This window comes from Metamycoplasma canadense, from assembly GCF_000828855.1.
In the GTDB taxonomy this organism is placed as follows: Bacteria; Bacillota_I; Bacilli_A; order Mycoplasmatales; family Metamycoplasmataceae; genus Metamycoplasma; species Metamycoplasma canadense.
In genome coordinates this window covers 283,457-297,090 of record NZ_AP014631.1, presented here as the reverse complement: position 1 = coordinate 297,090, position 13,634 = coordinate 283,457, and the positions used below count along the sequence as shown (strand labels likewise).

Genomic DNA, 13,634 nt, shown 5'->3' with positions numbered 1-13,634 from the left:
TAATATTGCAAAATATTATAATATATAAATTAAATTACAAAAAATAAAAATTAAAAAGTAATATTTATTTATAACTAGATATGAAGCATTTAGAACAAAAAAGTATCTTAATTTTTATAGTGAACTCAAAAAGTTGGACTAAATAATAATTTTAAATTATTTTTTTACGGAATGATATCTATACTTTTTAGATGTCATTTCTTTTAATTTTGTAATAATTCTTTTTTCATTATAAATTATGCTTTGATTTATGTACAACAATTAACTTTTTATTATTTTCTTTGTGAAATAATACTTTTAATTTTTTTAATAGATTATTCATAATTTCTAATTCATATTTTTTTATAGTTCTTTAATTTTTATATACATTTTATTTAAATTATCTTGCTGTTTTTGTTCCTCAACACCGTTTTGTTGTCATTTTTTGCCAAATTGAAAAAAAAAAAAAAAGAAGAAAATTATTTTATAAACATTGAATAAAAATAGTTTTTTATTTATTAAAAATTTTGAAAGGCAAAAATGAAAAAACTAAACAAATTTCTATTATCTTTTGGTTCAGTAGCTTCTTTAGTTGCTTTACCAACAATTTTAGCTTCTTGTGCTGATGAGAAAGAAAAATCTAAAGTAGATGAAGAATTACAAAAAATTAAACAAGAATATGAACAAAAACTAAGCGAATTACAAAATTTAAAAACAACATTAGAAGAAAAAATAAAAAAAAGTGATGAAACTAATATTGAATTGTCAGAACAAATAAAAAAAACAAATGAAAAAATTGAAGATTTACAAATAATGTTTGCACTTAATAAACTTAATAAATCTGAAAAAGTAATGTATAAACTATTTTCAGATTTATTAAATACAGCACACGGTAGAAAAGCTGGAAATTTAGATAATTTTAAAGAAGAATTACTTGACGCTGCAACAAAAGAAATTAAATTAGAAAACGGAAAAAGATTAACAACAGAGATAGTTGAAAAAAACTTGTTATATAAATTTGGAGATGATACAAATAAACCAAAAGAAAACATTTCAAACTATGGTAGCTATTATGCATATGAATATTTAAGGAAACAAATTAAGGATATGGGTTATGCGAGCTTAGATCCAAAATCAATAACATATCCTGAATATGATACTAATAAAGATATAAAAAACAATAGTAAAAATAAGACAATTTTATATGATAAACAAAAAGATGAAGAAACTATAAAATTAATGAACCAAAACATTAAAAAAGATGGTTTCTTTACTCAAGGATTTTTATATAATCTTAAAGATAAAAGTCAAAATAACGTTGGTAACAATATTGTGGTCACAATTAATCCTACCGGTGAAGCTAAGGATAAAAATCCAAAAGATTTCTACATTGTTTCACATTATGATTCAACAAATAATGTTGGCCCAAAAGGTGTTTCGTGAGGCGCTACTGATAATGCAACAGGAGTTAGTGTTAACTTAAGATTATTAAAACATTTTGCTGATGTTAAAAATAGAGAAAATCTAGCTGTTAGATTACATTTAATTTTTGTTGATGCTGAAGAATTAGGAAAATTAGGTTCTTATGCTTTTGTAAATCAATTTTTAACTGGCGAAAACAATGAATTATTAAAAAATTCTTTAGGTATGATTAATATGGATACTGTTGCTGGTGGTGATTATATGTATATTCACTCTCCGAATACAAATCCCGATATTGAAGAAGTACCAGAAGGTTCTAATCTTTCTAAAAAATTACGTGACCTTGTGAATAATATTTCTAAAGAAAGATCAACAAAATTAAATGATTCTGAACAAGAATTACAAATTCACCCTAAATATTCAGAAACATACAAAAACGGTGAAACAGGAGATTGGTCAGATCATGCTCCATTTTACCAAATTGCAAAATTACCAGTTGCTTATGTAGAATCAACAAATTTTTCTATTCTTTCTAAATTCAAAGTATATGATGGATATGCTCAAACAATTAATCCTAAAGCGTGAGTTTTAAAAGATGGTACAACAATTCCTTCATTAAAGAAAAGAGTTCTAGATGATAAAAAAACTGTTGTTTATGACTGACCTGATGGACTTAAAAAAGAAGACTTTGCAATTTTAGGTGATATTTGACATTCAGATTTAGATACATTAGAATGAGTTAACAAAAATATTGGTTCAAAAATTTACAAACAACTTGATACAGTGTTTGAAACTCTTAAAGAATTATTAACTAATAATTTAGGTAAAGTAGAAAATGGAAAAATATCTTATCCAGAATTAAATGAACAACCTACTACCGAGGAAAGTGAAGAAGAAATTTCAAGCAGTAGTGAAGAAGATGCAGTTCAATAATTAAATAAACTATTTTATAAAAAGTAATAACAAAACTATAATATAGCAAATCTTAAATAATATTTTAAATTAGTTTTATGAAATGATATCTATACTTTTTAGATGTCATTTTTTTAAATTTTGTAATAATTCTTTTTTCATTATAAATTATGTTTTGGTTCATGAACAGCAAGTAATTTTTTTATTATTTTCTTTGTGAAATAATACTTTTAATTTTTTAATAGATTATTCATAATTTGTAATTCAGATTTTTTTATAGTTCTTTAATTTTTAAATGTATTTTATTTAAATTATCTTGCTGCTTTTTTGTTCCTCAACACCTTTTTGTTGTCATTTTTTTGCCAAATTGAAAAAAAAAAAAAAGGAAGAAAATTATTTTGTAAATAATTTTTTATTTGTAAAAAGAATTTTGGAAGGTAAAAAATGAAAAGAACAAGCACAAAATGAATTCATACTTTTAATATTTTATTGTTATTTTTAACAAATATTATGGTTTTATTATATTTATCTTTTTTAATTAAAGCAATTGCTTTTGGTGCTAGAACAGGTATTATTGAAAAAGTAAAATTTGAAGATTTTTTAGAGATATGAAGCAAGGGTCAAAGCAAATTTGCTGTAGTAATATTAACAAATAAAGCTTTTAAATATTCTTTATCAACTTTAGCGGTTGTTGCGTTTATTTTTAAAATAATAGGTGCAGTTTATGCCTCAAAAGATAATTTAAAAATTTCAAAGACTTTCTATATTCTAGGAATATTCTTCCCTATTTTCGATTTTGTCGGAGCTATTTTAGGAAGAACCTCAAGTCCAAGTCAAAAAATAAACAACAGAATTAATTATTGTAGTTTTTGCAACCACTGCAACAATCAACCTAACAACCAACCTCAAAATTAAAAATTAAATAAAATAAAAAAGCTGATTTCTTTACAAAAAAGAAAATAGCTTTTCCTAAAAAGTAAATCCAAGCGCAACACTAGTTGCTTGGCTTTTTTTATTTTATTATTTTTTTCTAAAATTATTTATATTTTATTTTGAAAGCCCCTTTTGAAAGGGGTTTGGGGTTAGAAGCCCTCTTGATAAGAGGGTTCGGGAGTAGAAATTTAACATATAACAAAACTAAAATACCTCTTTGCAAAAGAGGTTAGAATTTTGTTCACTTTAATTATCAAACAATACCATAATAGTTAGCATTTATAAATAATTCGTTTGCTGATTTTCAATTTAAAATTTCACGAGGCATATTATTTATTTTTTTAGTAATTTCATCTAACATTTCTTGTGTTATTTGATTAAAATCAAATCCTTTTTTATATTCTCTTCTAATAAGACCATTTCAATGCTCATTAGACCCTCGTTGAAATGATGCATATGGCTCGGCTTTATATATTTTTGTATTAAGTCATTTTCCCAATATTCCTATTTTTTCAAACTCAATACCATTATCAACAGTTATTGATTTTACAATCAATTCATTATCTTCAATAAGTTTTTTTATTGTAGCATTTACTTTCATTGAATTTTTGCTTTGTATTAAAATAGCAAAACCAACTCTTGTTTTTCTTTCAGTAAAAGTTAAAATATTGTTATAACCCGTAGCTCTTTTACCAATAATTAGATCAGCTTCTCAATGTCCGAATTCTTCACGGCGGTCAATTGACTTGGGTCTTGTTCAAATAGGGAAAATAAAATCTGCTGATTTAACAAGTCTTTTTATAACATTTCCTGTTCTTTTACCACCTTTTTTATAGTATGAACGTAATAAATTAGATCTTTTAATATTTCATTTATTGCTTTTTATTCAATTGAATATAGTTTTTAAACAAGGAATTTTAATTTTAAAATTATCTTTTATATATTTATGAGTTAGTTTTACTCCATAAAATTTTTTATCAAATTTTTTTTGAAATATTTCACAAAATTTACTGTATTTACTATTCAAAAATTTAAAATAGTATTTATGATAATGACGCCGTTGAGCTTTAATATTTGCATAATATGGCGAATAATTACCATATTTATCTAAATTTCGTTTAATTTCTCTACTTATTGTTGAAGGGCTCTTTTGTAATATTTCTGCAATCTTTCTTAAAGACAAATTTATCTCTAAATAATTTGAAATTGCTTCTCTATCACTTTTTGTTATGTGCGTATATTTTTTAGTATAATTCATATGAAGTTCCTGACCGTTATGGAGCTTTTTTCTTTTTTAAAAATAAAAAATAATAATTAAAAAAGTTCAAGCTGCACACAACTAAATTTTACTTTATTTGTGTTGCACTTGAACTTACAATGTAGCAAAAGCTGATTTCTTTACAAAAAAGAAAATAGCTTTTTTATATTTTTTTAAAATTTTATAAATAAAAAAAGCAACGACCTATTTTCCCGTTTGGTATCGTCGGCACAGAAGGTCTTAACTGCTGAGTTCGGAATGGAATCAGGTGTGCCCCTTCGTTATGGTTGCTATGTAAAATATTATATAGAAAAAAATATTTATTTTAAAAAAAATTAATTTTTTTTAATTTTGTACTTATTAACTATATTTTTTAGTTTTATTAAAGAATGATTTAAAGATGAACGAGATTTTTTAATATTTAATTTAGCAATTAATTTGACTAAATCCATTAGACTACTATCTAAATTATTTTTTTTAATTTTAAAAAACTTCATTTCATCTTTTGTAAAAAAAATATTTAATTTATTTTTAACTATAAATTCGTAATTTTCTAAAAATTGAATATTAGCATTTGCGATTCTTTGTTGATTATAAATATCAAAATTAGTAATCCTGTTTATATTATTATAATAATCCCGTTCAATTTTATACTCCTCTAATTGATAATAAGAATTTATAGCTTCAATTGCCTTTAAAAAATCACAAATATGTTCAATTTTTTTTACATAAATTAAAAAATGATTTTGTCTTTTTAAAAGTTTAAATTCTAAATTGTATTTATTTAATGTATTTAAACATTCAATTGCTTTTTCAAAATCATAAAATTTCAACTCTAAATGATTAGATAGACTTTTAAAATTCGAAATCGAACCGGAAGATAAAAAAATTCCAGAGAAATAATCACGTTCAAATTTAAGTTTTGTATTTTCGAATTTTTCAATATTTATTAAAATATTATTTTTTCTTTCTTGTTTAAATTGAATGTTAAATTCAACCAAAATATTTTTTAAAAACTCCAATAATAGTTTATTATTAAAAATTAATTTTGCATATTTGTTTTCATATTTAGCGGTAGCTAAAAAACCGCTTAATAAATTAAGCTTATCTTGCTTTTTAAAATTTCGAGAAATTAATTCTTCTTTAATTTGAGAGGTAAATGTTTTATTTTCCATAGTTCTATGTTTTATTATATTAGCATATTTTTTAATATTTAAAAATAAAAATCGCAGTTATTTAAAACGCGATTTTTAAATTAATTATTTTAAATCTTTTAATTGTGGGAATAAAAGAATATCTCTAATTGAATCGTTTTGAGTTAAAAGCATAATCAAACGATCAATTCCAATACCACATCCACCTGTAGGGGGTAAACCATATTCTAAAGCATTAACAAAATCTCAATCAATTTCATTAGCTTCTTCATTTCCGTTTTCTCTTTCTTCTAATTGTGCTTCAAATCTTTCTAATTGATCAATTGGATCTGAAAGTTCAGTAAACATATTAGCAAATTCTTTTGTACCTATAAATAATTCAGCTCTTTGGGTAAATCTTTCATCTTCTAATTCTTTAAAAGCTAAGGGACTAATTTCAATTGGGTGTCCATAAACAAATGTTGGTTGAATAAGGGTTTCTTCAATATATTTTTCGAATAATTCGTTAATAACATGACCTAATTTATAGTATTTTTCAGTTTTGATATCATGTTTTTTAGCTAATTCAATTGCTTGCTCATCGTTTAATAAACGAACATTAACACCAATTTTTTCAGATACAGCATCAACCATGTTAATTCTAGCAAATGGGTACTTAAATTCAATATCATAACCATTAAATTTAACTTTTTCAATGCCTAATTTTTGAGTCAAATGTTTAAAAACGCCTTCTGTTCTTTCCATCATTCCTCACATGTCTGAATAAGCTTCGTAAAATTCGATTGAAGTAAATTCAGGATTATGAGTACTATCAACTCCCTCGTTTCTAAAAATACGTCCTATTTCATAAACTCTTTCAAGTCCACCAACAATACATTTTTTTAATGGTAATTCAGTTGCGATTCTTAAATAAAAATTACGGTTTAAAGCATTATAGAATGTAATAAAAGGTTTTGCAGCTGCGCCACCCAAAATTGGTTGTAAAACAGGTGTATCAACCTCTAGATAATCAAGATTATCAAAAAATTCTCTAACGCCTTTAATAATTTTTGTTCTTAAAATAAATGTTTTTTTAGAATCTTCATTAACAATTGTATCAACATAACGATGTCTTCTTCTTTCTTCTGGATCAACTAAACCATGATATTTATCTGGTAAAGGTTTTAAAGCTTTTGTTAATAAAACTAATTTAGAAGCTTTTATCATTAAAGCATCAGTATGAGTTTTTGAAACAAAACCTTCAACACTTATAATATCACCTAAATCAAGCTGTCTTAAGACTTCTAAAGAAACTTCACCGATTGTCTTTTTATCTACGTAAATTTGCATATTGTCAAATCTATCTTGTAAAACTAAAAAAGGACCTCTTTGAGCAATAACTCTACCATTATAAATAACGTGTTTTTTTTCAGAATCTATTTGCTCACGAGTTTTTTCTAAAAATAATTCATTAATTTCTTTTGAAGAAATAGTTGGCCGGATAGTTGAGTTAAAAGCTCTAATATTTTTTTCAGCTAATGAAGAAATTTTTGATCTTCTAACTAACTCTTGTTCAGAATATTTTCTTTCCATAATTCTAAATTCCTTTTCTTAAATATTTAATATTTTTTATATTATAGTTTTTTTATTTTTTAATCATAATAAGGAATAATGTGAACGTGAGTTCTAAAAATTGCTTGTCCAGCAGATTCATTATTATTAATTACTAGCTTAAATCCAGAGGCGTTTAATTTTTCGGTTTGTTCAATAGCTAACTCTCTAGCTTTTGAAATCAATTTGATTAAATCTTCATCATCAATATCGTATAAGTTTTTTGAGAACTCTTTAGGTGTTACTAAAAAATGTCCTTTTTCAACTGGATCTATATCAAGAAATGCTATAATATTCGAATCTTCATAAATAATAGTTGCTGGAATTTCTCTATCAATTATTCTTTGAAACGTATCCTTTTCCATTATATTAGCCCTTCCACTTTAAATAATTCTAAAACTATCGGATTTAAATCTTTTAGTTTAAATCCTAAATTATCTAATATATATTTATTTGCTTCTCTAAAAAGCGAATTTCCTTTTGAAACGATAATATTATTAGTTAATATATTTTGTTGTTCTTTATCCAATCATGGTGTTTGTTCAAAAGTTAAAAGTTTTTTATCAATTTGTTCACCTTTTGAATTTTTTGTTGATTTTGAAAGATACATAGGTGCTATTTTTATTGAATAAGCCGCATCAATTTTATTGTTTTTAATCATATCAACAAATGTTGGGTACTTATCAAGATTATATGCATTTTCTTTAGTTTGATCTTCAAATTTATTGTTTTTATATTCTAAATCTGAGTTAAATTCATAATAGTGTCTTTTCCCAAGTTCCTTAACACTTAATTTAATTGGAACTCTTAAAAATTGACCACTAAATGTTAGTAAACCATTAATTTCGAATTGTAATGTATATACTTTTGAATCTGAATCTAGAGTTAATGATTTAGTAAATAATTTTTCGTTTGAATTATCTCTTTTTAAACCATCAAATTCAATATCTTTTGCTGAAAATACTTTTAGATTTTCTTCTTTTCCTTCCTTGGTTTTTAATTCGACCGTTGCTTTTATTTTTGGAATATTTTTTTCTTTAGCTAAAATCTTAGCAAACTTAAAATAATCTTGATCATAAACTTTTTTTGTTTTTGGATCAACAAATCCAAAAATTGGTGACTGTGCTTTTCTAATTGCATATAAAGAGTTATCTAAATCACCTGAATTTTCTGTATTTGATAGTAAACCACTATAAGCTCTTAATGTTTTAAGATCAACTGCCTCTGACGATCCTGTGTTTAATAAAAATTCAGGGTTTTTAGCAACTGGGTTATAATCGTATTGTACTTTCTTGCTTGGATTATATGAAGCTAAATTATTAAAATCTTCAAATGTTGAAACGTTAGCTTGTCCAATTCTTAAATTCATATCTCTATCATCAATAAAAGATCATTTTTGAACTAGTGGATTTTCAATTAAATATTTCATTAAATATAGATTATCACTTGTTAAATCTAATGAGTTATAAATATCTTTTTTTAGTTGAGATGTTGATTCTTTTTTCATTTCTTCTTCTAAGCTTAATTGATATTTATCAATTCCGTGTTCATTATTTGAAAGTTTTTTAAATTCATCTCTTGATTTTAATAAATATAATTTTGAAATCAATAATTTTTGTAATTCAAGTCTTAAATTTAAAGATAAGAATTTTGAATTCTTCATTAAAAAGATAAATTCTTCTTCAGTAGGAAGTTTACTTGGAGCTGGATTGTAATTTTTTGTATCAATACCTATTTTTATTAATTCATATTTTAAGTTTCAAAAAATTTGTGCATCTAAATTTAATTTTGTAGTTGCATAATATTTAAAAATGTCATATAAATCTTTATATAATTTATTATCTTTATTTTCAATAGCAGTGTCAATAGTTGTATTTTTTAAATCATTAGCATAAAAAGTTTCTAAATATGTATTTAAAACAGATAAAATCATTTGATTTTTTGAACTTTCTTGTTTTAAAAAGCCCGCTTGATATCCTGGTGTTTCTTTCTTTTTTTCATCAGTTGTATTTTTGCAAGCTACTAAAACTGTAGAAATTGGAGCTAGTGTTGTGAATAAAGCAATTGATATTTTTGTTATTTTTTTCATATTATTTAACAGCTCCTTCAGCTTTTTCTTCTAATAACACATATTTAACAATAATGTCAAATAAATAAGGAATAATTTCTTTATTTTTGTTGTGAGGTTTAATAGTAAATTTATTGCTTGCTTGATCATATTCAAAATCATCAACAAGATTTTCATTTACTTGTTTTTTAATAAATTCGTTTAACTGTTGATATTTATTGTTAACAATAGATGTTTTATTTGTTTGTTCTAATGTTTTAATATAATTTAAAGCTCCACTTATATCATTATCATCAAATTTTTTCTCTTTGTCAGAATCTATTGGAATAAAGTTTTGGTTTTTAATATAGTTTTTAAAATTATCTTGAACTAATAAATCAGAAATTTGATATGAAGTATTTAAAATATCTGAAAAAATATTGTTTAAATCAAATAATTCATTGGTAAATGTATTTTTATAATTTGCTTTAGATTTAATTGCTAAATCTTTAACAATTAATTTTTGTACAGCTTCAACTGTTTCAAATTTATGTAAATTTTGAATTAAAATTCCTTTTGAATTAACTGAAACAAAATTTTCTTTTACTTTATAAAGTGCATTAATTTTATAATTTGTAGAACCATTGTTTAAGTTAACTGAAAAAGTATCTCTGAAAGCTTCGCCAAATAGCTTTGCAAATTCTTTTTCTTCAAATTCGTTAATTAATTTTGTAACTTCGTCATTATATTTTGCATATTCTTCAACATATTTATCAGTCTTATTTTTGTCAGTTGGTTCTTCACTTAATGCTTTAATTAATTTATCACTAAAAGATTTTTCTAACTTTTGAAATGCAGGAATTTTTTTCAACGATTCAATTAATTTTGTTTTTAGGTTTTTAAATAAATCATCTTTTTGAGCATATTTATAAATACCTTTGTCTTCACTAGCATCTCCTAGTAAAATTGATAATAAAGTTAAATATGATGAAGGATTATTTGAAGAAATAACTTGTCTTGAATTAACAAAACCTTTTGATCCAAATTTTGATGCATTTGTTTTATCAGAAGATAAATATTCAATTAATCTTTGATCGTTTTTAGCATGTTTTTCGTCTTCTGGTTGAATTTGATCTTTAATCAAACTGCTAAAACCTTTAAATTCGCTTAATCCATCTATTGCTAATTTGATTTTTACTTTTTCTTTCGATTCATCATATGAAGAAAATTTTAATAAATCTATTATTTCTTTCTTAGTTACTACTCAAGGTTTTTCAGCACCCGTTGAATCTTGATGAGCTGATAATGAAAATTCTGATAAAATCGCTTGTTTTCTATCAATCCAAGGCTTAATAAATCTTTCAGGGTTTTTAAATTCTTTAACAAATGATTTTGTTACAAAAATAGGAATTTTAATTGAAGATTTTGAATTAGTTTTTGCCTCAATCGAATCATCTGAAGGTAAAACGAAATTTTTATTTTCTTTAGCAAAATCAAGAATAATTTTTTGCCCTTTTTTAGCAATTTCAACTTTTTTTCCATTGTATTCATAATAAACATCTTTATTAGCCACAATACCATTTTTAAGTTCGTCATATGTTCAATCGGTATTAACTTCTGTTCTATATCTGCGATAAGCATCTTTATTTATTGCAATATTTACCTTATATTCTAATGCTTGTTCTTCTTTTTTTGAAGATCCTCATTGAGGTTTTGAAAGAGCTTCTAAAAATTTTTCTTCTCATTTTTTTTCTAGTCCATACTGCTTTTGATATTGTTTCTTTAAATCATCTAATTCTTTTTGAGTTTTTTGTTTAATTTGTTCAATCGAATCTAAAGCAAAAGTTTTTTCATCTGCTTTTGACTTATTTGCATTATAAACTGCTTGATATCATAAAGAAGCTTCGTATTCTTGTTCGTAAAGATATTTAGCAATATTTTTTTCAATGGACTCAAAAATGTGTTTATTTTTGTTTGTTAAAACTGGAGTTTTATCGATTTCACCATATTGAATATTTTTATTTTGTCCGTTTGGTAACTCAATATTAATAATAGAACTATTTTCTTTTAATGTAGGTGTAGGGGCTGGCAATGCTTTTGAAGCTTGAACTAATGGAATTGAAATACCTGCTGCTAAGACTGCAGAAATTGCTGTACCTCAAAATGTACCTCAAAGAACTTTTTTTCTTTTAGCTTTTTGTTCAGTTGTCTTTGTTTTTTTGATTTTATCTGACATACTAACCTTTCACAAATATTTTTTTATAACATTTTAAATTTATTCATATTTAAATTCTTTAAATAAGAATATTATAAATTTTACCATTTTTTTAATATATGTTAATTTAACAAATTGAATATATTAAAAATTTACTAAAATTAAGTTGAAAAAAATTATTTTTTAGTTAAATAAACACAATAAAAAATTATTTTTTATCATGTATTTTATATTTATTTATAATTTTATATTATGAATAAAATTTTTAATAACAAATTAAATATTTTAAAAGAATTTATAGAAATTTGCAATGAAAATTCACTTTGATATAGTCTTGATTCAAAATCATTGTTGTCTTTAGTTAATAATTTAGATTATTGATATAAAACAGACTATTATCAAGTATTTATGACCTTTGAATCATATGAAAAATTAAAAGAAATATATCCGAATAAAATTCTTGATTCTGTAAATCATTCCGATTATTTTTCACTACAAAATAAATTTGTTAGCAATATTGAAGAAATAAATAAAGATTGTCCGTTTATTGATATAAATATTATTATTCCAACATCTATTAAAAAAGTTAAAAAAATATTTAAATTTAAAAATAAAATTAAGTCTTCGGTATTATTTTTTTCGTCAATAAGTTTTACAAATATACCTAAAATTAAAAACAAAATTAAATGTTCTAATATCTTAAAAAATTTTTTTAAATTAATTAATTATAAAGATATAAATGAAATTTTAGAAGACTATAATTATGAAGGATTTTTAGTAACATCACCTATTATTAATAATAATTTTTTAAAAAAATGGTTAGTAAATACAAATTATAATTTAAGAATTTTTGAAAAAGATGGACTGAAAATAAATGTTATTGCAGAATATCAAAATTACTTAAAAAATATTTATGGAATAAATTGAAAACAAATAGATAAAATTGAAATTGATTTTCAGCATTTAACACCGATAAATATTATTAAAAAAGAAAATTTTTCTTTAAGCTAATTATGTTTTATAATAAAAATAAAAACTAGATCTTATTAACTTAAAATCTAGTTTTTTGTTTAAACTTCTATTTCTTTTGATAAAAAATTACGTTCATTTTTTAATTTTTCAATTTCAGAAGCGCTCTTATTACGTTCCGAAGCGTCTAAAAAGTAAAATGCTTTTAAAATATATTTATTGTTATATTTTAAATCCTCAGTGCCACGAATTGTTATTTCTTTATTAATAGCGTTTTCATTTCTAAATTTAATTCAAGGTAAATGAACGGTATTTTTTCCTTTTTTGTTTGCTTTTTTTTCTTCTGATCCTTCTGGAAATTCATATTCAAATACTAAATATTTACCCTTTAGTGAATTTAAAATCTCAGTAGAACCTTGGATCGAAATTGCTCATGATCTCATTTCGCGTGACTTCTTATTTTCTTTATAATTATATTTTTCTATTTTAATATCAGTAACCTTAAAATTTCCAAATCCACTTTCGTGATTTTGATTAGTTTTTTCTTTAATTTCTTTATGATCAACTGAAATATCTTTTTTTCTCTCTTTTGGTTCAGGAGCAAGCAAAGGAGGTAATGGTTCTAATGTTTTTTTATCTAAAATTTCACTTTTATTATCATCTTCTCAATCTTCACTAATTTGAGAATTGTTTTGATTTTTACTTTCTTCTTTATGAATTTTCGAAAGCTCTTCATAAAGTTTAGCTTCATCAATTGGAGTATTATCATCTTGATTTTCGTATTTCTTAAGAATATATTGTAAATTTTCTTCTTGTTCTTTTGTTCATTCAAATCCTAAATTTTCTTTACTAAATTCCTCATTAAAATTTTGTTCTTCATTATTAGTATTTAAATTCTCAACATTATTGTTATTTTTCGAACACGAAATAGCAATAAGTGGTATTGAAGAAATTAAATTTAAAGAGCTAAAAAAGAAAATATTTTTTAATTTTTTCATGTATCTTTTACTCCTTATTTTAATAGATTAAGAATTTACTAATTACATGTTAATATTTGCTTTAAATTTTTAAAAAAATTAATTAATAAATATTAACACTATACAATGATAAACTAATATTGAAAAAAATTCAACAATATTTAAATTAAAAATTAAA

10 protein-coding genes and 1 rRNA gene are annotated in these 13,634 nt (G+C 23.3%); 3 read left to right on the top strand and 8 right to left on the bottom strand.

What is annotated here, in order from left to right; all coding sequences use genetic code 4:
- Positions 1-519 precede the first annotated feature (519 nt).
- On the top strand, positions 520-2,334 hold the full coding sequence (locus tag MCAN360_RS01180) for a M28 family peptidase (RefSeq protein ID WP_052461469.1): 1,815 nt from the start codon (positions 520-522) through the stop codon (positions 2,332-2,334).
- A 423-nt stretch (positions 2,335-2,757) separates the two neighbouring features.
- On the top strand, positions 2,758-3,228 hold the full coding sequence (locus MCAN360_RS05285) for a hypothetical protein (protein WP_045433635.1): 471 nt from the start codon (positions 2,758-2,760) through the stop codon (positions 3,226-3,228).
- A gap of 268 nt (positions 3,229-3,496) precedes the next feature.
- Here MCAN360_RS05285 and MCAN360_RS01170 read toward each other — a convergent pair whose 3' ends face one another.
- The 7 genes from MCAN360_RS01170 to MCAN360_RS05275 all read right to left on the bottom strand — a co-directional run bounded on the left by MCAN360_RS01170 (position 3,497) and on the right by MCAN360_RS05275 (position 11,531).
- Complete coding sequence (locus tag MCAN360_RS01170) at positions 3,497-4,504, bottom strand: IS30 family transposase (RefSeq protein WP_045433632.1); 1,008 nt, start codon at positions 4,502-4,504, stop codon at positions 3,497-3,499.
- Positions 4,505-4,695: 191 nt separating this feature from the next.
- Positions 4,696-4,799, bottom strand: a 5S ribosomal RNA gene (gene rrf / locus MCAN360_RS01165).
- A gap of 40 nt (positions 4,800-4,839) precedes the next feature.
- Positions 4,840-5,679 (bottom strand): DNA-binding protein WhiA, encoded by an 840-nt coding sequence (gene whiA, locus MCAN360_RS01160; RefSeq protein ID WP_045433629.1) that lies wholly within the window; start codon positions 5,677-5,679, stop codon positions 4,840-4,842.
- A gap of 84 nt (positions 5,680-5,763) precedes the next feature.
- Entirely contained in the window at positions 5,764-7,230 is a 1,467-nt protein-coding gene (lysS, locus tag MCAN360_RS01155) for a lysine--tRNA ligase (RefSeq protein ID WP_045433626.1), read from the bottom strand.
- A gap of 59 nt (positions 7,231-7,289) precedes the next feature.
- On the bottom strand, positions 7,290-7,613 hold the full coding sequence (hinT, locus tag MCAN360_RS01150) for a histidine triad protein HinT (RefSeq protein ID WP_045433625.1): 324 nt from the start codon (positions 7,611-7,613) through the stop codon (positions 7,290-7,292).
- Positions 7,613-9,337: a HinT-interacting membrane complex lipoprotein P60 gene (locus tag MCAN360_RS05280; protein ID WP_045433623.1), complete on the bottom strand. Its 1,725-nt coding sequence runs from the start codon at positions 9,335-9,337 to the stop codon at positions 7,613-7,615. Before MCAN360_RS05280 ends, hinT begins: the two co-directional genes overlap by 1 nt.
- 1 nt (position 9,338) lies before the next feature.
- Positions 9,339-11,531 (bottom strand): HinT-interacting membrane complex protein P80, encoded by a 2,193-nt coding sequence (locus MCAN360_RS05275; protein WP_045433619.1) that lies wholly within the window; start codon positions 11,529-11,531, stop codon positions 9,339-9,341.
- Positions 11,532-11,762: 231 nt separating this feature from the next.
- On the opposite strand from MCAN360_RS05275, the gene MCAN360_RS01135 reads away from it, so the two are divergent.
- Positions 11,763-12,521: a hypothetical protein gene (locus MCAN360_RS01135; protein WP_045433616.1), complete on the top strand. Its 759-nt coding sequence runs from the start codon at positions 11,763-11,765 to the stop codon at positions 12,519-12,521.
- Positions 12,522-12,580: 59 nt separating this feature from the next.
- Here MCAN360_RS01135 and MCAN360_RS01130 read toward each other — a convergent pair whose 3' ends face one another.
- Positions 12,581-13,477: a hypothetical protein gene (locus MCAN360_RS01130; protein WP_045433613.1), complete on the bottom strand. Its 897-nt coding sequence runs from the start codon at positions 13,475-13,477 to the stop codon at positions 12,581-12,583.
- Between the last annotated feature and the right edge of the window lie 157 nt (positions 13,478-13,634).